We start from the raw sequence: 20,894 nt of genomic DNA on the forward strand, positions 1-20,894 counted from the left end.
GTTAGGTTTTATGATCAGAAAGATTAAAAAAGAAGTCGGTTGTTCTTTTAAAGAAAATATTCAATATATGGATCAGACCCTTCCGGTGGAGAAAAGCTTTGACATTATCCGCCGGGAGATGGAGATCGGTGGAAAAGAATCGGTATTCTACTACATTGATGGATTTATAAAAGATGAAGCAATGTTAAAGATTATGGATTCTTTTCTTTCTATTACAGCAGAAGATCTTCCGCGGGATGCGAAAACTTTTTCAAAACAGAAGATTCCTTATGTAGAAGTGGATGTGCTGAAATGTTTTGATGATATTCTGAGGAATGTACTCTCCGGTACAGCGGTGTTTTTTGTAGAGGGTTATGATGCGGCACTGTGTATGGACTGCAGAAGTTATCCTGCCCGCGGTGTAGACGAGCCGGATAAAGATAAATCGCTTCGCGGTTCCAGAGATGGTTTTGTAGAGACAATTGTATTCAATACGGCACTGATGCGGAGAAGGATCAGAGATCCACATCTGATTATGGAAATGACAGAAGCAGGTCAGAGTTCCAGAACGGACATAGCAGTCTGCTATATGTCAGACCGTGTAGATGAAGAACTTTTAAACAATATAAAATCAAGGATTGAGAAACTTGAGGTAGATGACCTGAGAATGAATCAGCAGAGTCTTGCAGAAGCACTTTTCAAGAGAAAATGGTTCAATCCTTTCCCAAAGTTCAAATTTACAGAGAGACCGGATACGGCAGCAGCCTGTCTTTTGGAAGGAAAGGTTGTGATTCTGGTGGATAACTCGCCGTCGGCAATGATACTTCCAACGTCTGTTTTGGATATGATAGAAGAGGCAAATGATTATTATTTTCCGACATTGACCGGAATGTATCTGAAGATTTCCAGAACCCTGATCACAATCGCAACGGTGTTTTTTACACCATTGTATCTATTATATATGCAGAATCCGCAGTGGCTACCGGACGTTTTTTCATTTGTAATGGTGCGTGATCAGATCAATCTTCCATTGATCTGGCAGTTTCTTCTGCTTGAACTGTCAATTGATGGTTTACGGCTGGCTGCGATGAATACGCCAACGATGCTCAGTACTCCGTTGAGTGTGATCGCCGGTATTGTGATGGGAGAATTTTCGGTAGAATCCGGTTGGTTCAATTCAGAAGTAATGCTATATATGGCATTTGTGGCAGTGGCAAATTATACACAGCCGAATTTCGAACTTGGATATGCATTAAAATTTATGAGACTGATGCTTCTTGTACTGACTGCAGTGTTTAATCTGTATGGATTTGTTGTGGGATGTATTTTGGTATTATGTTTCCTCGTGTTTAATAAAACACTTTCAGGAAGAAATTATCTAAATGTAAAAATTAACTGACAAAATCTTAATTTTGTTAATATATCTTTGCTCTTTATTATAAAAGGTGGTATGATATAAAAAATATTGCTTATCCGGAAAATACATGTCTGCTATATGGAATGTAGTGGTGGTTTCCGGAAGAAAGAGAGCAGGAGGTTATTGACATGAGAGAGTTCATTATTACCGTGAACAGTACTGTAGACTTACCGAAGGAATGGCTGGAAGAGAGACATGTTCCGGTTCTTCCGTTGAAATATACAATTGATGGAGAAACTTACACAGATATGTCAGGATTGACAGCAAAAGAGTTCTTTCAGAAATTAAGAGAAGGCCATATGTCTGTGACTTCTCAGATCAATCCGGAGGAAGCACGCGAGATGCTTGAACCGTTTGTGAAGGAAGGAAAAGATGTACTTCATCTTGGATTCTCTTCCGGATTAAGCGGAACATGCAATAGTATGCGAATCGCGGCGGAAGAACTGGCGGAGGATTATCCGGAAGCAAAGATTATCGTGATCGATACACTTTGCGCCTGCCTGGGAGAGGGCTTGCTTTTGTACTATGCTCTTAAGTTGAAAGAAGAAGGTAAGACGATTGATGAGATTGCAAAGTGGGCAGAAGAGAACAAGCTTCACGTTTGCCATAATGTTACGGTGGATGATCTGAATCATCTGCAGAGAGGTGGACGTATTTCCAAAGCGGCAGCAGTTTTGGGGACACTCGTGCAAGTGAAACCAATCATACATATGGATAACAATGGAAAACTTCAGGTGATTGCGAAAGAACGAGGTCGCAAGAAGTCTCTGAATAAAATTGTTGATATGGCAGTAGAACAGTCGAAAGGCTGGGAGAATGAGATCATAATGATCACGCACGGAGATTGCCTGAAAGATGCAGAGTATGTTGCCGGACGTGTCAGAGAGAAGATGGGAATAGAGAATATTCTGATCAATAATATCGGAACAGTGATCGGAAGTCATACAGGACCGGGTGTTGTTGCCGTATTCTGCATGGGAAATGAAAGATAAATTTCGAAAAAAATAAAAAAACAAAAGAAAATGCATTTAAAGTGTTGACAGGAAAGAGTGGATATGGTAGATTAGATGTTGCGTTAAGCAAAAAACAAAGTAGAGTATCCACTCTCACCGCAGCACAATTGAGTGACTGATGGTCCGATATCGATAATAAGGAGCTCCTGTTGGAGTTATTACATTTGTCGGGTGGATATGATATTCACTCGTTTTTTTGTGTTTTCGCGTAAGAACCTAAAGGAAATTCATTTGACGGAGGTATACGACAATTAGCGATTTAATGATTAACGAGCAGATCAGAGATAAAGAAGTAAGATTGATCAGCGCGGATGGGGAACAGTTAGGCATCATGTCATCCAGAGATGCAATGAAGCTTGCACAGGAAGCAGAGCTTGATCTGGTGAAGATTGCACCGGGAGCAAAGCCACCGGTATGTAAGATCATTGACTATGGCAAGTACAAATACGAGCAGACTCGTAAAGAGAAAGAAGCCAAGAAGAAACAGAAAACTGTTGAAATCAAAGAAGTGCGTTTATCACCGAACATTGATACGAATGACCTGAATACCAAAGTGAACAATGCTAAGAAGTTCATTTCCAAGGGAAATAAGGTTAAGGTGACACTGCGTTTCAGAGGTCGTGAGATGGCTCACGTACAGCAGAGCAAGCATATCCTTGATGATTTTGCAAAGCAGCTGGAAGATGTTGCTACGGTAGAAAAGGCAGCAAAATTGGAAGGCAGAAATATGAGTATGGTTTTAGCTGAAAAACGTTAAGACAATATGATCCGGGATGAAGATCCTGTAAGGCAGCACAATAAAGGAGGAAATTATCATGCCAAAAATCAAAACAAATAGAGCGGCAGCAAAGCGCTTCAAAGTAACAGGTACAGGAAAGCTGAAAAGAAATAAAGCTTACAAGAGCCATATCTTAACAAAGAAGTCTACAAAGAGAAAGAGAAATCTGAGACAGGCAACTATTACAGATGCAACAAATGTAAAGAACATGAAGAAGGTTTTACCATATCTGTAAGATTTGGAAGTAGATTAAGGAGGAGATTAGGAAATGGCAAGAATCAAAGGCGGAATGAACGCTAAGAAGAAACATAACAGAACACTGAAACTGGCTAAAGGATACAGAGGAGCTCGTTCCAAACAGTACAGAGTTGCAAAACAGTCTGTAATGAGAGCACTCACATCTTCTTACGCAGGAAGAAAACAGCGTAAGCGTCAGATGAGACAGCTTTGGATCGCTCGTATTAACGCAGCTGCAAGAATGAATGGACTTTCTTACAGCAAATTCATGTATGGTCTTAAACTGGCTAACGTTGACATGAACAGAAAGATGCTTGCAGAGCTTGCAGTAAGCGACAGAGAAGGATTCGCAGCACTCGCAGCAGTAGCAAAAGAGAAACTTGCTTAATTTGAGCTTGTATTTTCGCCCGGTTTTCTTCGGAAGACCGGGTTTTCTTATTGTATTAATTGTATATAAAAAATAAATTTTTAAAAAAATTAAAAAAACTGTTGACATTTAATGCCGCAACGTGTATTATAGTCGTTGTGGCAAGGCGGTAACGCAGATGACCACGGTAAAATGATGATATGCGGAAGTGTCGGAACTGGCAGACGAGCAAGACTAAGGATCTTGTGATCAATGCGATCGTGTGGGTTCAAGTCCCATCTTCCGCATCATTTTCAAAAAAATATTTTAGAAATGCGGAAGTGTCGGAACTGGCAGACGAGCAAGACTAAGGATCTTGTGATCAATGCGATCGTGTGGGTTCAAGTCCCATCTTCCGCATCATTTCAAAAAATATTTCAGAATGCGGAAGTGTCGGAACTGGCAGACGAGCAAGACTAAGGATCTTGTGATCAATGCGATCGTGTGGGTTCAAGTCCCATCTTCCGCAGTAAGATAAGACCAAGAGTACAGAACAAAGTATTCTTGGTTTTTTTATATATAAAACCGTTCTGCTTGGAAAATAATATTGGAAAAGAAAAAAAGAAGAAAATTAAAAAAATAAAAAGGAAAGAGAAGAGTTTTGTCGAATATATATAATAGAGTATTCTTTAAACATTAAGCGGAGGCATTCATGTACTACTCAGAAGAACTGATAGAAGAAGTAAGATCAAGGAATGATATTGTAGATGTGATTTCCGGATATGTCCGGCTGCAGAAGAAAGGCAGCTCTTATTTTGGATTATGTCCGTTCCATAATGAGAAATCACCATCTTTTTCTGTGAGCAGACAGAAGCAGATGTATTACTGCTTTGGATGTGGGGCGGGAGGGAATGTTTTTACATTTCTTATGGAATATGAGAATTTTTCTTTTGTAGAAGCAGTGAAGTTTCTTGCGGACAGAGCAGGAATCGAACTTCCGGAGATGGAATACTCGAAAGAAGCGAAGGAAAAAGCAGATTTAAAGTCTACGATTCTTGAGATGAATAAGCTGGCTGCAAAGTATTTCTACGTACAGCTGAAATCAGAGCGTGGAAGTCAGGCCTACAGTTATCTTAAGAACCGTGAACTCTCAGATGAGACGATCACAGCGTTTGGACTGGGATTTTCGAACAAATACAGTGATGATCTGTATAAGTATCTGAGAGAGAAGGGATACAGTGAAGACCTGATTCGACAGGCCGGACTGATCAACACGGATGAACGTCAGGGTGTGTACGACAAGTTTTGGAATCGTGTGATGTTTCCAATTATGGATGTCAATAACCGTGTGATCGGATTTGGTGGTCGTGTGATGGGAGATGGGAAACCGAAATATCTGAATTCACCGGAGACGGTCGTTTTTGATAAGAGCCGGAATCTTTATGGTCTGAACCGTGCCAGAACATCAAGAAAGCCATACTTTCTTCTTTGCGAAGGATATATGGATGTGATCTCTCTCCATCAGTCCGGATTTACGAATGCGGTAGCTTCATTGGGGACTGCATTGACAGCAGGGCATGCAGCTCTGATCAAGCGTTATGTCCAGGAAGTGTATCTGACTTATGACAGTGATGAAGCCGGTACAAGAGCAGCACTTCGCGCAGTGCCGATCTTGCGGGAGGCCGGGATTTCTGCTAAAGTTGTAAGGATGGATCCATATAAAGATCCGGATGAATTCATTAAGAACCTTGGAGCAGAAGAATATGAGAAGCGGATCCATGCGGCGCGTAATGGATTCATGTTCAGCCTGGAGATGCTGGAGAAAGAATATGATATGAATTCTCCCGAAGGCAAGACAGATTTTTTCAGGGAAGTGTCGAGGAGATTGCTTGAATTCGAAGATGAGCTGGAGCGTAACAACTATATCGAAGCTGTTGCAACAGCATACCGGGTCAGCCGGGAAAGCCTGGAGAAGATGGTCGCAAAGATGGCTGTGAATGCCGGAATGGCGAGACCGGTCGCAAGACCGAAACGGGCAGAGGGATCTGAGAAGAAGCAAAAGGAAGATGGAATCCTTACTTCACAGAAAGCATTGTTGACCTGGATGATCGATGATGACAGGCTCTTTGATCAGATCAGTCAGTACATAAGCCCGGGTGATTTTACAGAAAGTCTGTATCGGACGGTTGCAGAACTTTTATATGAGCAGAGAAAGCAGGGAGCCTTGAATCCTGCGAAGATACTGAATCACTTCACAGAGGAAGAAGATCACAGAGAAGCAGCCTCTTTGTTTAACACAAGAATCAAAGAGCTGAGGACAAAGGAAGAGAGAGAACAGGCTTTACAGGAGACAATCCTGCGGGTGAAGAGTTATAGCATTGAGCATCAGACAATGAATCTCGACCCGACAGATATGCGGGGGTTACAGCATTTGATGGAAGAAAAACGGAAGCTGGAGAACCTGAAGAATTTGAATATTACAATTCAATAAGGATAAAATAAAACAAGACAGGCTGCGGATGCGCGCAGCGAAGGAAGGAAGAACACATGGACGATATTACACAGAAATTTCTTGAGAGATTGAAAGACCTGGTTGCACTTGGTAAAAAGAAAAAGAGCATACTGGATGTTCAGGAGATCAATGATTTTTTCAATGATATGGAACTCAATACAGAGCAGATGGAGAAAGTATTTGATTACCTTGAGGCAAATAACATTGATGTGCTGCGCATTAGCGGAGATACACCGGACGAGGTGGACGTAGATCTGGATGACATTATCATATCTGAGGAAGATGAAGTGGATATGGAGAATATCGACCTGTCAGTTCCGGAAGGTGTGAGCATCGAAGATCCGGTCCGTATGTACTTAAAGGAGATCGGTAAGGTACCTCTTCTGAGTGCGGAACGTGAGATCGAGCTTGCACAGAGAATGGAAGAAGGCGATGAGGAAGCCAAGAAAGAGCTTGCAGAAGCGAACTTAAGACTTGTAGTCAGCATCGCAAAGAGATATGTTGGAAGAGGTATGTTATTCCTTGATCTGATCCAGGAGGGTAACCTCGGTCTGATCAAAGCAGTTGAAAAGTTTGATTATCACAAGGGATATAAGTTCAGTACTTATGCTACATGGTGGATCCGTCAGGCAATCACAAGAGCAATCGCGGATCAGGCAAGAACAATTCGTATCCCGGTTCATATGGTTGAGACGATCAACAAGCTGATCCGTGTATCCAGACAGCTTCTTCAGGAACTGGGAAGAGAACCGCTTCCGGAAGAGATTGCCAAGGAGATGGATATGCCGGTAGAACGTGTACGTGAGATCCTGAAGATTTCACAGGAACCGGTTTCTCTTGAGACACCGATCGGTGAAGAGGAAGACAGCCACCTTGGAGACTTTATCCAGGATGATAATGTACCGGTTCCGGCAGAGGCAGCTGCACAAACACTTCTGAAAGAGCAGCTGGATGAAGTACTGGATACATTGACAGAGAGAGAGCAGAAAGTCCTCCGTCTTCGTTTCGGAATGAATGACGGAAGAGCACGTACACTTGAAGAGGTTGGACGAGAGTTTGATGTAACAAGAGAGCGTATCCGTCAGATCGAGGCGAAAGCACTCCGTAAGCTCCGTCACCCAAGCAGAAGCAGAAAACTGAGGGATTATCTGGATTAATGATGGAATTATCGAAAAGATTACAGGCGGTCGCAGATCTTGTGACCGCCCATTATAAATTAGCGGACATTGGAACGGATCATGCATATATTCCGATTTATCTGACACAGCAGAAGAAGATTACAGAAGCAGTTGCACTTGATGTCAATGAAGGACCACTGCAGCGAGCAGAGGAACATATCCGCGAGAATGGACTTGAAGCAGAGATAGAGACGAGACTTTCCAATGGATTTCAGGCATTACAGCCGGGAGAAGTCCAGTCTGCGGTCATCGCAGGAATGGGCGGCGGACTTGTGATCCGGATCCTGACAGAAGGAGAGGAAGTGGTGCGAAAGCTCGAGGAGTGTATCCTTCAGCCACAGTCAGAGATTGAGAAAGTGCGGGCATTTCTTCTTGAGAAGGGATATGAATTTCTGGAAGAAGATATGGTCTGTGAAGATGGAAAATATTATCCTATGATGAAGGTAAGACCACCGGTGGCTGATACAGCAGGCGAAGATACAGAAGTAAAGTGCTGGGATACGGTTCAGTTAAAATATGGAAAGCTTTTGCTGGAGAAACAACATCCGGTACTCAGAGAGTATCTGGAAAGAGAGATACGCATTTATCAAAGTATTTTAGAAGGATTGAAAGCGAAAGATTCTGACCGGATCCGTCAGAGAAAAGAAGAATTGGAACAGGAACTTGTAGAAGCAGAGAAAGGGATGAAATATTATGCAGTGTAAAGAGATTATACAGGTAATAGAGGCAACATTCCCGCGAACAGCAGCTTTGGGATTTGACAATGTAGGACTGCTTGCAGGACGTTCAGAGAAAGAGGTGTCCAGAATTTATCTGGCACTGGATGCAACAGATGTTGTGATCGACCGTGCGATCAAGGAAGGCGCGGACATGCTGATCACACATCACCCACTTTTATTCTCAGCAGTAAAGAAAGTGACGGATGAAGATTTTATTACAAGAAGAATAGTGAAGCTGATCCAGAACGACATTTCCTATTATGCAATGCATACGAATTATGATGTGCTTGGTATGGCAGAACTGTCCGGAAAGATCATGGATCTTCAGAATGGGGAAGTGTTAGATGTTACCTATACAGATGAAGAAGGGAATCCGGAAGGAATCGGAAGAATCGGTAATCTGGAGAAAGATATGACATTGGAAGAGTGCTGTGTCTATGTGAAACACAGACTTGAACTTGGAAGTCTGAAAGTATTTGGAGATATGCAGAAGAAAGTACACCGTCTTGCAATTTCTCCGGGATCAGGAAAGAGCTCGATTGCAGTTGCTCTCGAGAAGGGGGCAGATGTTCTTGTAACAGGAGATATCGGGCATCATGATGGAATTGATGCAGTAGAGCAGGGGCTTGCAGTAATTGATGCAGGACATTATGGCACAGAATATATTTTTATTGAAGATATGAAGCAGTTCTTTGAGAAGAAACTTCCAGTGCTGGATGTACTTACAGATCCAATCGAGCATCCATTCCAGATCATATAATCAGAAGTGAACGCATAATAATGTTCAGCAGGGCAGCTGTGAGCGGAAAGCAGTTCACAAAGACAGTGGAGGTGGCTGAGGAGTTGGAAAGTCAGAAATGTAAGGTTACGATAAGCGGAAAAGAGTATCTTTATGAGAAGGGGACGTCTTATCAGGAGATCGCGAAGGATTTTCAGGAAGAGTATAAACATCAGATCGCACTTGTGATGCTGGATGGACATCGTCTGCAAGAACTTAGAAAACAGGTTTCCGGAGACTGTACGCTGCAATTTATTACAACACAGGATACGGCGGGATATGACACGTATCGGAGAAGTGTCTGCTTTCTTTTTATTAAGGCAGTACACGATGTGATTGGCCATGAGCGTCCGCAGCAGGTGCGGGTAAGGATTCATTTTTCGCTTGGTGCAGGATTTTACTGTACGGTGGAAGGAATCGATCATGTGGGAATGGAATTCCAATGGAAAGTTGAAGAACGCATGTATGAACTTGTACAGCAGAGACTTCCGATCACAAAAGAGTTGATCCATACAGAAGAGGCAGTGGAATTATTCCATCGATATGGAATGTTTGATAAAGAACGCCTGTTCCGGTATCGGAGAAGTTCCCACGTGAATCTGTATGCCATGAATGAATTCCGTGACTATTATTATGGTTATATGATGCCGGATACAGGAGATTTGAAGTATTTTGCATTGTATCTGTATCAGGGCGGAATCGTACTTCAGATGCCGTTGAAAGACGAACCGGAGAAAGTGCCTTTATTTGTGCCAAAGGATAAGCTGTTTCGTGTACTCAGTGAGTCTGTGAGATGGGGAGACCAGCAGGGGATTGATACCGTCGGCGCGCTCAATGACATGATCACGCAGGATGATATGCGTGAGATTGTTCTTGTCCAGGAGGCATTCCAGGAGCGCAAGATCGGAGAGATCGCAAAGCAGATCGCAGATCGTCCGGGGGTAAAGTTTGTTCTGATCGCAGGACCTTCTTCTTCCGGCAAGACAACATTTTCACATCGCTTATCCATTCAGCTCAGAGTGAACGGGCTTCATCCACATCCGATTTCTGTAGATAATTATTTCGTAGATCGAGAGAAAACACCGAAGGACGAAGATGGAAATTATAACTTCGAATGCATTGAAGCAATCGATGTGGAAAAGTTCAATGAGGACATGAGCAATCTGCTGGCAGGCGAGGAAGTCTATCTTCCGGTTTTTGACTTTAAGACCGGTAAACGGAATTTTGAAACAAAGCCAAAGAAACTCGGTGAAAATGATATCCTTGTAATCGAAGGAATCCATTGCCTGAATCCGAAGCTGACAGAACAGTTATGTGATGACCGGAAATTCAGGATCTATATCAGTGCATTAACACAGCTGAATATTGATGAGCATAACCGGATTCCGTCTACAGACGGACGTTTGATCCGAAGACTTGTCAGGGATGCAAGAACAAGAGGAGCATCGGCGACAAAGACCATCTCAATGTGGCCGTCAGTGAGAAGAGGAGAAGAGAAGAATATTTTCCCATATCAGGAATATGCAGATGTGATGTTTAACTCTTCCCTGATCTATGAACTGGCAGTGTTGAAACAGTATGTGGAGCCGTTGCTTCTTGGTGTAAGCAAAGACTCTCCGGAATATGTTGAAGCAAAGCGGTTGTTGAAATTTTTGGATTATTTCGTAGGAATCGGAAATGACACTGTGCCAACGAATTCACTTTTGAGAGAATTTATTGGCGGTGGATGTTTCCATGTCTAATGCAATAGAAAGATAGAAGAAAGAGGATACATAGAAAACTTGTATGTGACAAGAATTTCTATGTATCCTCTTTGCATTAAGATACCTCTTTGTTGATCATATCCTGCAATAAGCAGAAATATACAATATCTAATCCTAAAATCGAGAGAATCAGATAGAGAATAGAAGAATTCCCCTGTATTCCTCTGATGCGGTCACAGCGTTCTCCCATCTTATAAGCCCAGTAAATACCATAGATTCCACAGGTGATCAAAGAAAATAGGAATACCATGCCTCCGCTTGTTGCCTGTGGCTCTCCGGCCAGCTGATTCACCTCATCATTCAGCTTGATCATCCAGTAGATACTGTAGATGCCGCAGGTGAGAAAAGAAAAAACAATTGCAAGTACAAGATTACGTGGCATAATGCCTGCAGTTGCCCCGTTCCGGTAATAATTGTTCTGATTATAGTTGTTCTGGTATGCATTCTGGTAATATGCATTCTGCTGGAACTGGCTTTCCTGCTGCTTTTGATTCTCCTGTGTATGAGCATTATCATTAGGAGTGGGAAGCGGAGCACCACATTCCTGACAGAAAGAAGCACTGTCTTCGCAGAGTGAATTACATTTTGGACAGATTTTCATAGAAGATTCTCCTTTGCATGAATTAGTTCGAAAAATGTCAGAAGTTGACAAGATCCTTCTGAAAAGTATCGTAGCATAAAAAGATACAAGTTACAAGAAATGTAGCCAAGTTTTAGGATATCTTAAGATATTCGATAGAAATAAACCTGAAATATGCATAATATTCTTCCTTTTTCTTTCAAAAAGTTTGTGGTAGAATAGTAATGTTTCTGAAAACAAAACATGAGGAGATGAAAGTATGCCAGTATTTGACTTTAACAGTGCACCGGAAGATAAGAAAGAAGTTCAGTGTACTTATACAACATTTTGTTCCAACGAAGACCATGCGACACCGGAGTGTCCGATTCTTGTTCTGGATAATCAGAACCGGAAGTGGAATCATCATTCCTGCGGTGTATTTACCAATCAGAATAAGCAGACCGCATTTGAGTTTGATGAAAAGGACGGAACATGCAGTGCAGATATCCTGAAAGTGGATGCACGTTTTGTCAGCCTTTTAAAATGGCTTGGAGAAAATCACATTAATGTACGTCTTTCCGGAGAAAATAAGCCGGATGGTTATGCCGTTTACAGAATCCGTGAGATCGCATTTGGAGGCGGAACAAAATTATCTGCTGAGGACGGCTTCCTTCAGTTTATGATCGAGCGGCTGTTTGCAAGTGATGCGCCAAAAGAAGAAATCAATGATGACGAGCAGGAAGAGTCCGGAGATGACATGAAGCTTACAAGTATTCAGAGTATTACAGACTTTATGACATGCGCAGGACGTACACTTCCGGATAACATTCGTCTGTGGGCAAGAAGAAATCTTGCAGTTGCACGTTCTCACGAGGTCTCTCAGGAAGAGCGCCGTCACGCACAGAGAGCACTTTCTATCATGATGAATATTCAGTGGAAGAGTAATTACTTTGAAGCAATCGATCCGGATGAAGCGAGAAGAATTCTGGATGAAGAGCTGTATGGAATGGAGAAAGTAAAGCAGAGAATCATAGAGACAATCATTCAGATCAACCGTACACACACACTTCCGGCGTACGGACTTCTGCTTGTCGGACCGGCAGGAACAGGTAAATCTCAGATTGCTTATGCAGTTGCAAGAATCCTTAAACTTCCTTGGACAACACTGGACATGAGTTCCATTAACGATCCAGAACAGCTGACAGGAAGTTCAAGAATCTATTCGAACGCAAAGCCAGGTATTATCATGGAAGCATTCTCCATGGCAGGAGAATCCAATCTGGTATTCATTATTAATGAGCTGGATAAGGCGGCATCCGGAAAGGGAAACGGAAACCCGGCAGATGTTTTGCTTACACTGCTGGACAACCTTGGATTTACAGACAATTACATGGAGTGTATGATCCCTACCGTTGGTGTATATCCAATCGCTACAGCGAATGACAAGGATCAGATCAGTGCACCGCTCATGTCCCGTTTCGCTGTCATTGATATCCCGGATTATACACCGGAAGAGAAGAAAGTAATCTTCTCCAAATTCGCACTTCCGAAGGTGCTGAAACGCATGAGCCTGAAGGCAGAAGAGTGCATTATGACAGAAGAGGCACTCAATGAAGTGATTGAACTGTACTCCAATACATCAGGAATCCGAGATCTGGAACAGGCAGCAGAACACATCGCAGCAAATGCACTATATCAGATTGAGGTGAACCATGTGGAGAAAGTTGAATTTGATGCAGAGATGGTAAGAGAACTGCTTGGATAAAGTTGGGCTTTGCCCTGAAAAAATGAGCTCTGGAAAGTTTTGGCTTTCCAAAGCTCATTTTTTGAATTCCTACTGTCTATAGTACTGCAGGAACTCCCCGATCTTACCAACCGCCTCTTTCAGCACTTCAATACGCGGCAGATAAACCACACGGAAATGATCCGGCTGATGCCAGTTAAATCCACTTCCCTGAACGATCAGGATCTTCTTGTCACGAAGCAGATCAAGAGCAAATTTCTCATCATTCACAATATTGAACTTCTTCGTATCAATCTTCGGGAACATATAAAATGCAGCCTGCGGTTTTACTGCGCTGATTCCCGGAATATCCGTCAGAGCCTTGTAAACATATTCACGCTGCTCGTAAATACGTCCACCCGGAACAATATAATCATTTACACTCTGATGTCCGCCGAGAGCTGTCTGTACAATGGACTGTGCTGGAACATTAGAGCAAAGACGCATGTTGGAAAGCATCTTGATTCCTTCAATATAGTCTCTTGCAATATTTTTATTTCCACTTAAGATCATCCATCCGATACGGAATCCGGCGATCATATGGGACTTGGACAGTCCACTGAATGTCACGCAGAACAGATCCGGTGCAAGAGAAGCGATAGAAACGTGCTCTTTTCCATCCATAACAAGACGGTCATAAATCTCATCAGAGAAAATGATCAGCTGGTGCTCTCTTGCGAGGTCTACAATCTGCTGCAGTACTTCCTTCGGATAAAGAGCACCGGTCGGATTGTTTGGATTGATGATAACGATCGCTTTTGTACGGTCATTGATCTTCTTACGCATATCTTCGATATCCGGATACCAGTCAGACTGCTCATCACAGATATAGTGCACAGGCTTTCCACCGGCAAGTGTAGCACAAGCTGTCCAGAGCGGATAATCCGGAGACGGGATAAGAATCTCATCTCCTGTATCCAAAAGAGCAGACATGGTAAGATTGATCAGTTCACTGACACCATTTCCTGTGTAAATATCGCTCATCGTTACATTCGGCAGGTGCTTTAACTGGGCATACTGCATGATTGCTTTTCGCGCAGAGAACAGACCGGCAGAAGCAGAGTAGCCTTCGCAGTCAGAAAGCTGACGGCTCATGTCATAGATCACCTCATCCGGTGTACGGAAGCCAAACGGAGCCGGATTTCCGATATTAAGCTTTAGTACATGAGTTCCCATCTCTTCCATTCTGGCAGCCTCATCGACAACCGGACCTCTCACATCATATAATACATTATTTAACTTGGATGATTTCTTGAATTCTCTCACTTTCATACCTCCTGAATTATCTGCGGATGTCTGTATCTTATCAACATCTGACAGTGTGGAATCATTATCATTATTATTGTTTAACCAGTCAGGATCAACCTGCAGGGCATCTGCCAGAAAATGTAAGATGTCGGTACGCGGGATTGTCTTCCCGCTGACATACTGGCTGACATGACTTTTCCCAAGCTTGATCCCTTTCTGCTGGGCAAGACGAACAAGATCAATCTGTTTCAGGCCTTGCTCGTTCATAGCGGCTTTTAATCTGTCTGCAAAGGTTTCCATAAAGCTCCTTTCTGGGGGCATCCTTCCGGTGGTCAGACCCCATTAATAAAGTATTAACAAAATACAAAGTTCAATTTAAAATCTGCTTCGATACGAAAATCTCTAAAAAGTTCAATTTAAGAGTTCAAAACTTTAGCCAGAGTATACCACGATAAATGAAAAAGTTCAATAAAAAAATTAATGTTATAGAAAATCCGCAAAATCACGGTATCATTAAGAAAATATGATATACTAAAAGTGTTTATTACAGCAAAATACAAAGTACACAGAACGAAGGGAAACAGGGAAATGATTCTTGAAAATGAAAAAATAAAACAGGCATTGGAATATATAAAGGAAGAAGATCCGGCAACGACTCAGGACACGCTCAATATGTGTCAGATTCCGGCACCTTCTTATAAGGAAGAGAAAAAAGCGGAGTATATCCGGGAGCGGTTCCGGGAGATCGGGCTTAGGGATGTCAGGATTGACGCTGTTGGAAATGTGCTTGGGATCTGGCCGGGAACCGGTGAAGGACCAAGTGTAATGCTTGCAGCACACACAGACACAGTATTTCCGGAAGGGACAGATCTGTCGATAAGAAAAGAAGGGAATCGTTATTATTGCCCCGGCATTAACGATGACACACATGCAGTGGCGGAGATGATCGCAGTAGCGAAAGCAATGATCCATGCAGATCTTCACACAAAAGGGGACTTGATCTTCTGTGCAAATGTGTGTGAAGAAGGACTTGGAGATCTAAGGGGCGTGAAGTATCTGTTCGGATACGACAACAAAGCTTCAGAAGAATGTCCAGAGGTAGATGCATTTGTCTCGATTGATAACCAGTATACGGGCGGGGTGATCTATACGGCAACAGGAAGTCACCGTTATGAGGTGACATTTACCGGAAGAGGTGGTCACAGTTTCCAGAACTTTGGCATTCCTAATCCAATCCATGCAATGGGACGAGCCATCGCACAGATCGCAGAATTCCAGGTTCCGGATGAGCCGAAGACGACATTTAACGTAGGCGTGATCCAGGGAGGAACTTCTGTAAATACAATTTCAGGTTCTGCATCTATGCTGGTAGACCTCCGCTCGGACAGCGAAGAAGAATTGAACCGACTGGATGAAGAACTTCATAAAGTGATCGAACTGGCAGTGGAAGAAGAAAATGCAAGATGGGATGTTTCAAAGCCGCAGATCAAAGTGCAGATCGAAGGACGCGGTGTGAGACCGGCGGGGGCACAGCCAAAGGACTGTGCGATCGTGAAAGCAGCATTCCGGGCGGCAGAACTGCTGGGGATTGAACCGGAGTATCGGTATGAGAGTAGTACAGATGCGAATATCCCGATCAGTATGGGAATCCCGGCAATCACTGTTGGAAGAGGTGGAGAAGAAGACGGAATCCATACCCTTCAGGAATGGTACGAGCCAAAAGAAGCATGGCTTGGACCACAGAGAGATTTGCTTCTGATGATTCTGCTTGCCGGAGCAGAAGGAGTCTGTGAGCCGGCTATAGAAAAAAGATAAAAAATCTTAAGAAAATATCAATGTCTTTTTAGGCACATTTCCTGTATACTGATGGTATGAGAGAATATTTTGTGCAGATTGTACCGGATGTCCCGGAGATTTTATCTTTTGCACAAAAAGAAGTAAAAATAAAATAAAGCAGGAGGGCAAAAGATGCGGGGAATCAGAAAGCAGTCATCCGACACACAGAGCTCCAGTCAGCCGAAAGAAAAAAGAAGATTGGATACAAAACAGAAAAAAGGAATGTTGATCGGCGGAGGTATCTTCCTTGTGGCAGTGATCGCCCTGATTCTTGTGAAGAATCTGACAGGCGGAGGTGGAGCAGATGGAGAGAATGTTCTCTATGCGGATTCCGTCGGAATGATCACAGGGACAGGACTTGGGACACAGAACCGGTTTACAGGAGTGGTTGAAGCACAGGATACGTTGAAACTGACACTGGCAGACAATCAGAAGGTAAAACAGATCTTTGTTGAAAAAGGGCAGGAAGTAGAGCCTGGAACAAAGTTGTTTGAATACGATACAGAAGAGCTTGCCATGACATTAGATCAGGGAAAACTGGAGCTTGAGAAGATCACGAACAACATCAGCAGCCTGAATTCACAGATCGCGACACTTACAACGGAGAAGAAGAGTGCGCCGGCCAGCGAACAGCTGTCCTATACGACACAGATCCAGGAACTTCAGATGGAGATCAAGCAGGAAGAGTACAATTATAAAGTAAAAGAGCTGGAAGTAAATCGTACACAGAAGAGCCTGGAACAGTCTACAGTAACTTCTACAGTTGCCGGAATTGTACAGGAGATCAACGAACAGCAGGGAACAGACCCTTCTACAGGAGAGTCCCAACCGTTTATGAGTATCCTTTCTACAGGAAAATACAGAATCAAAGGAAAGATCAGCGAGCAGAACATCGGAGATCTGACACCGGGCACACAGGTGACGATCCGCTCCAGAGTGAATGAAGATGAGATCTGGACAGGTACAGTAGATAATGTAGACACAGAGAAGCCGGAGAACAGTTCCCAGGATTCTATGAGTTATGGTTCTGAGAACAGCGATAATCAGGCAACAAAGTATCCATTCTATGTCACATTGGATACAATAGATGGATTGATGCTCGGACAGCATGTCTATATCGAGACAAGTACTTCACTGGAAGCAGACAAGATGTGGCTGATGCGTGACTACATTGTAGACGCAGATTCAGATCATCCATATGTATGGGTAGCAGGAGATAATGACAAGCTGGAGAAGCGTTCTGTTACACTCGGAGAGACGAACGAAGATATGGGAACCTGTGAGATCGTAGACGGACTGAAAGCTTCTGATTACATTGTATGGCCAAGCGAGGAGTGCAAAAAAGGTGCGGCTGTTGTGAAGAACGATTCAGGTACATCAGGCAGTACTTCAGATATGTCAGGAGCCGAGGGCGGTTACGAAGAACCTGTAGAAGAAAATGCAATGCAGGAAGGAGTTCCGGGAACGGAGGAGAGTGTGGATGAATAAAAAGAAAATAATCAAGATCGGCATTCCTGTGGCAGCAGGCTGTATCGTTCTTGCACTTGGAATCGGTTTCGCAGTGAAGAACAGCGGAAAGGCTGTTAAAGTAGCTCCTGTCAGCAGTTTGAATTCCGGCGGCTGGTACGATGATAGCGGGATTGCAAGTTACGGAACCGTCACAACGAACCAGAAGCAGGACATTTACGTGGATGATACTATGCCGATCACACAGGTTTACGTGAAAGCCGGGGATACGGTGAAAGTTGGAGACCGTCTTGTGGCATACGACACGACACTTTCTTCCCTGGAGCTTGAGATGAAAGAAATGCAGATTCAGGGGATTGACCTGAACATTCAGAACCTGCAGAAAGAGATCACCCAGCTCAAGGGGACAAAGACCGCGAAGGCAGATACAGGGGTATCCGTCGTGCAGACAAGCACAGCTGGAGAACAGCAGCCAACTGTACAGAAGATGAGTGCTGTAAAGACAACCATTCTTAATACATCAAAAGAGGATGAGAATAAAAAACCGGATGGCGATACCTCGAAGGATGATACTTCAAAAGACGATGCTTCGAAAGATGATAATACAAAAGACGATACATCCAAAGACGATAACAAAAAAGACGATGTACCGTCTTCCGCAATCGAGCGTCCATTTCCTGAAGCATTAAAGGGAAAAGAGGTTTACAGTGAGATCACATTAGATTCTGCTCCTTATAATAAAGAAGACGCAGACGGAACAATGGAAAAACCGTATCGTTATCTTTGTGCACCGGGGGCAGCCGTAAATGCACCGTTTATGCTCAAAGTATTAAAAGAGGGTCAAGTGTGTGCCTTTGATGTCGTAGATAACGCAGAAGCGCCGACAAAATTCTTATCCTGTTGGATCCTCGATGGAAAAACAGGACAGGTAGTCATACCGGATCCACAACCAACTCCAGACCCGGAGCCGACTCCAAATCCAGAGCCGACTCCAAATCCAGAGCCGACTCCGGAACCAGAGCCAACTCCGGAACCAGAGCCAACTCCGGAACCGGATATTTCAGAAGATCCGGTTATCCCAGACACCCCGGACCTCCCGTCAAAGGAAGAGGTGACGAAGCAAATCAAGGAGAAAGAGCAGAAGATCAAAGATCTGGATCTTTCCAAGAGATCCGCTGAACTGGAACTGAAAAAGCTGAAGAAAAAGGTCGGGGACGGCGTGATTAAAAGTACGGTAGAAGGTGTAGTCAAAGAAGCGACTGACGAAGCGTCTGCAAAGAATGAGAACAAACCGGTCGTCAGCGTTGTCGGAGAAGAAGGTTTTTATGTGACCGGAAGAGTCGGAGAGACAATGCTTGATCAGATCAAAGAAGGAATGACTGCGACTGTAATGTCCTGGCAGTCGGGAGAATCCTACGAAGCGACAGTTACAGGTGTTGGCAACTCACCGGTAAGCGATTATTCCACAGGAGAGAACCAGAATCAGTCCTTCTATCCGTTCACGCTCGTGATCCACGGAGACGCAAATCTCTCGAATGGTGAGTCTGTGAATCTGTCGATGGATGGAATTGCAGCAGGTAGTGATGGATCAATCTATCTTGAAAAAATGTTTGTCCGCGAGGAAGGAAACCGCTATTATGTCTACAAGCGGGGCGATAACGGCAGATTAACAAAACAGTATGTAGAGGTTGGCAAAAATATGTACAATTCACTGGAGATCACCTCCGGTCTCACAATGGACGACATGATCGCATTCCCTTACGGCAGAGATGTCAAAGAAGGCGCAAAGACACAGGAAGCAGATACCCTGTACGACTATTATTAAGAAGACTGAACAGTATCAAAATGAAAGAGAGTGAGGTGCCATTATGTTAGAAGACATCAGACTGGCGTTTCAGGGAATCTGGAATCATAAATTAAGATCTGCGCTCACAATGCTCGGAATCATCATAGGAATCGGTTCCATTATAGCAATTGTGTCCACGATCAAAGGAACGAATGAACAGATTAAGAAGAATCTGGTCGGTGCAGGAAATGACGCGGTAAATGTACAGCTCTATCAGGGTGACTGGCCGATCGATCTGCAGTATCAGTCACTCCCGGACGGAGTGCCGGAGATCTCAGACGAGACATTGCAGGAAGTCGTTGAACTCCCGGAAGTGGAGACAGCGTCTTTATATCATACAAGAAATGAATACGACGCAGTTTACCGCGGCGCAAAGTCATTAAGTAACAGCGTGATCCTTGGAATTGACAGAAATTACCTGGATGTTTACGGATATCAGATAACCAAAGGAAGAGGATTAACAGACAAAGATTATTCCGAAGGACGAAAAGTAGCCTTGATAGACAAGACAACAGCGGCAAGTTTATTCGACAATGCAGATGTGATCGGAAGAACGATCGAAATTAAAGGAGAACCTTTTGTTGTCGTTGGAATGGTTGCAAAGAAAGCAGAGTCCCAGCCGGTAATCAACTCAATGGAAGATTACTACCGCTACATGTCAGATGACCAGAGTGGAAAGATCATTATTCCGGATAATGTATGGCCGGTCATCTACCAGTATGACGAACCACAGAACCTTGTCGTGCGTGCAAAAAGTACAGATGATATGACAACGGCAGGAGAGAAAGCCGCAGATATTTTAAATGCTATGCTGACAGTTTCAGATGATACCGTGAAATACAAAGGAGAAGATCTGTTAGAACAGGCAACACAGATCCAGGAGATCAGTAACTCGACAAATCAGCAGCTGATTTGGATCGCCAGCATTTCCCTGTTAGTTGGTGGAATCGGAGTTATGAATATCATGCTCGTGTCGGTTACAGAACGTACCGGCGAGATTGGATTAAAGAAGGCACTCGGAGCGAGAAAGCGCAGAATTCTGACACAGTTCCTGACAGAGGCGGCGGTACTGACACTGCTTGGAGGAATTATAGGTGTTCTTGGAGGAATCGCACTTGCGTACATTATATCCAAAGTCTCAGCGGTTCCAGTAGCGATCAGCGGAGTTTCGATTGTGATAGCAGTGCTGTTCTCCACACTGATCGGTATTATCTTCGGACTGATCCCGTCCGTGAAAGCGGCGAACATGAATCCAATCGAGGCACTTAGACATGAATAAAAAAACAGAGGAAAAAGAAAATACTTGTTTCAATTTCCTTCTATATCTGTTATAGTATGTGTTAATTAAAAGAGTCAGGAGAATCTGAGTGATCGGATTCTCCGTCTTTCTATGCAAAGAGAAAATAGCAATTATTAAAAGGAAAAGAGAAAAGGG

General features: G+C 43.5%; 17 protein-coding genes and 3 tRNA genes. 18 read left to right on the forward strand and 2 right to left on the reverse strand.

Annotated features, from left to right (window positions below; genetic code table 11):
- Nucleotides 1–10 precede the first annotated feature (10 nt).
- The 13 genes from ACZ47Z_RS06925 to ACZ47Z_RS06985 all read left to right on the forward strand — a co-directional run bounded on the left by ACZ47Z_RS06925 (nucleotide 11) and on the right by ACZ47Z_RS06985 (nucleotide 10,699).
- Nucleotides 11–1,378, forward strand: coding sequence for a spore germination protein (locus ACZ47Z_RS06925; protein ID WP_054751111.1), 1,368 nt, complete (start codon nucleotides 11–13; stop codon nucleotides 1,376–1,378).
- Nucleotides 1,379–1,524: 146 nt separating this feature from the next.
- Entirely contained in the window at nucleotides 1,525–2,388 is an 864-nt protein-coding gene (locus ACZ47Z_RS06930) for a DegV family protein (RefSeq protein WP_020435923.1), read from the forward strand.
- A gap of 283 nt (nucleotides 2,389–2,671) precedes the next feature.
- Nucleotides 2,672–3,166, forward strand: coding sequence for a translation initiation factor IF-3 (gene infC, locus ACZ47Z_RS06935; protein ID WP_020435606.1), 495 nt, complete (start codon nucleotides 2,672–2,674; stop codon nucleotides 3,164–3,166).
- A 58-nt stretch (nucleotides 3,167–3,224) separates the two neighbouring features.
- Complete coding sequence (rpmI, locus tag ACZ47Z_RS06940) at nucleotides 3,225–3,422, forward strand: 50S ribosomal protein L35 (RefSeq protein WP_015529025.1); 198 nt, start codon at nucleotides 3,225–3,227, stop codon at nucleotides 3,420–3,422.
- A 33-nt stretch (nucleotides 3,423–3,455) separates the two neighbouring features.
- A complete protein-coding gene (gene rplT / locus ACZ47Z_RS06945) occupies nucleotides 3,456–3,812 on the forward strand; it encodes a 50S ribosomal protein L20 (protein ID WP_015529026.1) in 357 nt (118 codons plus the stop codon).
- A 181-nt stretch (nucleotides 3,813–3,993) separates the two neighbouring features.
- Nucleotides 3,994–4,078, forward strand: a tRNA-Leu gene (locus ACZ47Z_RS06950).
- Between the two features lie 27 nt (nucleotides 4,079–4,105).
- A tRNA-Leu gene (locus ACZ47Z_RS06955) sits at nucleotides 4,106–4,190 on the forward strand.
- A gap of 24 nt (nucleotides 4,191–4,214) precedes the next feature.
- Nucleotides 4,215–4,299: transfer RNA gene (locus tag ACZ47Z_RS06960), tRNA-Leu, on the forward strand.
- Nucleotides 4,300–4,482: 183 nt separating this feature from the next.
- Complete coding sequence (gene dnaG, locus ACZ47Z_RS06965) at nucleotides 4,483–6,261, forward strand: DNA primase (protein ID WP_464526003.1); 1,779 nt, start codon at nucleotides 4,483–4,485, stop codon at nucleotides 6,259–6,261.
- 56 nt (nucleotides 6,262–6,317) lie between these two features.
- Nucleotides 6,318–7,439, forward strand: a complete 1,122-nt coding sequence (gene rpoD, locus ACZ47Z_RS06970) for an RNA polymerase sigma factor RpoD (protein ID WP_054751114.1) — start codon at nucleotides 6,318–6,320, stop codon at nucleotides 7,437–7,439.
- A 2-nt stretch (nucleotides 7,440–7,441) separates the two neighbouring features.
- Nucleotides 7,442–8,164: a tRNA (adenine(22)-N(1))-methyltransferase gene (locus ACZ47Z_RS06975; protein ID WP_054751337.1), complete on the forward strand. Its 723-nt coding sequence runs from the start codon at nucleotides 7,442–7,444 to the stop codon at nucleotides 8,162–8,164.
- Nucleotides 8,154–8,939, forward strand: a complete 786-nt coding sequence (locus ACZ47Z_RS06980) for a Nif3-like dinuclear metal center hexameric protein (protein ID WP_015529030.1) — start codon at nucleotides 8,154–8,156, stop codon at nucleotides 8,937–8,939. The genes ACZ47Z_RS06975 and ACZ47Z_RS06980 overlap by 11 nt, the downstream gene beginning before the upstream one ends.
- 83 nt (nucleotides 8,940–9,022) lie before the next feature.
- Entirely contained in the window at nucleotides 9,023–10,699 is a 1,677-nt protein-coding gene (locus tag ACZ47Z_RS06985; RefSeq protein ID WP_464526049.1) for a uridine kinase family protein, read from the forward strand.
- A gap of 76 nt (nucleotides 10,700–10,775) precedes the next feature.
- On the opposite strand, the gene ACZ47Z_RS06990 is transcribed toward ACZ47Z_RS06985, so the two are convergent.
- Entirely contained in the window at nucleotides 10,776–11,321 is a 546-nt protein-coding gene (locus tag ACZ47Z_RS06990; protein ID WP_227165367.1) for a DUF4234 domain-containing protein, read from the reverse strand.
- A gap of 238 nt (nucleotides 11,322–11,559) precedes the next feature.
- On the opposite strand from ACZ47Z_RS06990, the gene ACZ47Z_RS06995 reads away from it, so the two are divergent.
- Nucleotides 11,560–13,044, forward strand: a complete 1,485-nt coding sequence (locus ACZ47Z_RS06995) for an AAA family ATPase (protein WP_054751116.1) — start codon at nucleotides 11,560–11,562, stop codon at nucleotides 13,042–13,044.
- A gap of 69 nt (nucleotides 13,045–13,113) precedes the next feature.
- Here ACZ47Z_RS06995 and ACZ47Z_RS07000 read toward each other — a convergent pair whose 3' ends face one another.
- On the reverse strand, nucleotides 13,114–14,610 hold the full coding sequence (locus ACZ47Z_RS07000; protein WP_464526004.1) for an aminotransferase class I/II-fold pyridoxal phosphate-dependent enzyme: 1,497 nt from the start codon (nucleotides 14,608–14,610) through the stop codon (nucleotides 13,114–13,116).
- 288 nt (nucleotides 14,611–14,898) lie between these two features.
- Here ACZ47Z_RS07000 and ACZ47Z_RS07005 point away from each other — a divergent pair, with 288 nt between their 5' ends.
- The 4 genes from ACZ47Z_RS07005 (at nucleotide 14,899) to ACZ47Z_RS07020 (ending at nucleotide 20,738) form a co-directional block, all read left to right on the forward strand.
- Nucleotides 14,899–16,125 (forward strand): M20/M25/M40 family metallo-hydrolase, encoded by a 1,227-nt coding sequence (locus ACZ47Z_RS07005; protein WP_464526005.1) that lies wholly within the window; start codon nucleotides 14,899–14,901, stop codon nucleotides 16,123–16,125.
- A gap of 153 nt (nucleotides 16,126–16,278) precedes the next feature.
- Nucleotides 16,279–17,634: an efflux RND transporter periplasmic adaptor subunit gene (locus ACZ47Z_RS07010; RefSeq protein ID WP_464526006.1), complete on the forward strand. Its 1,356-nt coding sequence runs from the start codon at nucleotides 16,279–16,281 to the stop codon at nucleotides 17,632–17,634.
- Complete coding sequence (locus ACZ47Z_RS07015) at nucleotides 17,627–19,438, forward strand: HlyD family secretion protein (RefSeq protein WP_464526007.1); 1,812 nt, start codon at nucleotides 17,627–17,629, stop codon at nucleotides 19,436–19,438. The genes ACZ47Z_RS07010 and ACZ47Z_RS07015 overlap by 8 nt, the downstream gene beginning before the upstream one ends.
- Before the next feature lie 43 nt (nucleotides 19,439–19,481).
- Entirely contained in the window at nucleotides 19,482–20,738 is a 1,257-nt protein-coding gene (locus ACZ47Z_RS07020; RefSeq protein WP_054751119.1) for an ABC transporter permease, read from the forward strand.
- Nucleotides 20,739–20,894: the final 156 nt, after the last annotated feature.

This window comes from Mediterraneibacter faecis (assembly GCF_055383675.1).

Excerpts from the sequence above, each read along its gene's own strand:
- ACZ47Z_RS07015 (WP_464526007.1), top strand. The coding sequence starts at position 17,627 with ATGAATAAAAAGAAAATAATCAAGATCGGCATTCCTGTGGCAGCAGGC.
- ACZ47Z_RS06930 (WP_020435923.1), top strand. The coding sequence starts at position 1,525 with ATGAGAGAGTTCATTATTACCGTGAACAGTACTGTAGACTTACCGAAG.
- infC (WP_020435606.1), top strand. The coding sequence starts at position 2,672 with ATGATTAACGAGCAGATCAGAGATAAAGAAGTAAGATTGATCAGCGCG.
- ACZ47Z_RS06975 (WP_054751337.1), top strand. The coding sequence starts at position 7,442 with ATGGAATTATCGAAAAGATTACAGGCGGTCGCAGATCTTGTGACCGCC.
- ACZ47Z_RS07005 (WP_464526005.1), top strand. The coding sequence starts at position 14,899 with ATGATTCTTGAAAATGAAAAAATAAAACAGGCATTGGAATATATAAAG.
- rpmI (WP_015529025.1), top strand. The coding sequence starts at position 3,225 with ATGCCAAAAATCAAAACAAATAGAGCGGCAGCAAAGCGCTTCAAAGTA.
- ACZ47Z_RS06995 (WP_054751116.1), top strand. The coding sequence starts at position 11,560 with ATGCCAGTATTTGACTTTAACAGTGCACCGGAAGATAAGAAAGAAGTT.
- ACZ47Z_RS06990 (WP_227165367.1), bottom strand. The coding sequence starts at position 11,321 with ATGAAAATCTGTCCAAAATGTAATTCACTCTGCGAAGACAGTGCTTCT.
- ACZ47Z_RS06925 (WP_054751111.1), top strand. The coding sequence starts at position 11 with ATGATCAGAAAGATTAAAAAAGAAGTCGGTTGTTCTTTTAAAGAAAAT.
- rpoD (WP_054751114.1), top strand. The coding sequence starts at position 6,318 with ATGGACGATATTACACAGAAATTTCTTGAGAGATTGAAAGACCTGGTT.
- ACZ47Z_RS07000 (WP_464526004.1), bottom strand. The coding sequence starts at position 14,610 with ATGGAAACCTTTGCAGACAGATTAAAAGCCGCTATGAACGAGCAAGGC.
- ACZ47Z_RS06980 (WP_015529030.1), top strand. The coding sequence starts at position 8,154 with ATGCAGTGTAAAGAGATTATACAGGTAATAGAGGCAACATTCCCGCGA.
- dnaG (WP_464526003.1), top strand. The coding sequence starts at position 4,483 with ATGTACTACTCAGAAGAACTGATAGAAGAAGTAAGATCAAGGAATGAT.
- rplT (WP_015529026.1), top strand. The coding sequence starts at position 3,456 with ATGGCAAGAATCAAAGGCGGAATGAACGCTAAGAAGAAACATAACAGA.
- ACZ47Z_RS07010 (WP_464526006.1), top strand. The coding sequence starts at position 16,279 with ATGCGGGGAATCAGAAAGCAGTCATCCGACACACAGAGCTCCAGTCAG.
- ACZ47Z_RS07020 (WP_054751119.1), top strand. The coding sequence starts at position 19,482 with ATGTTAGAAGACATCAGACTGGCGTTTCAGGGAATCTGGAATCATAAA.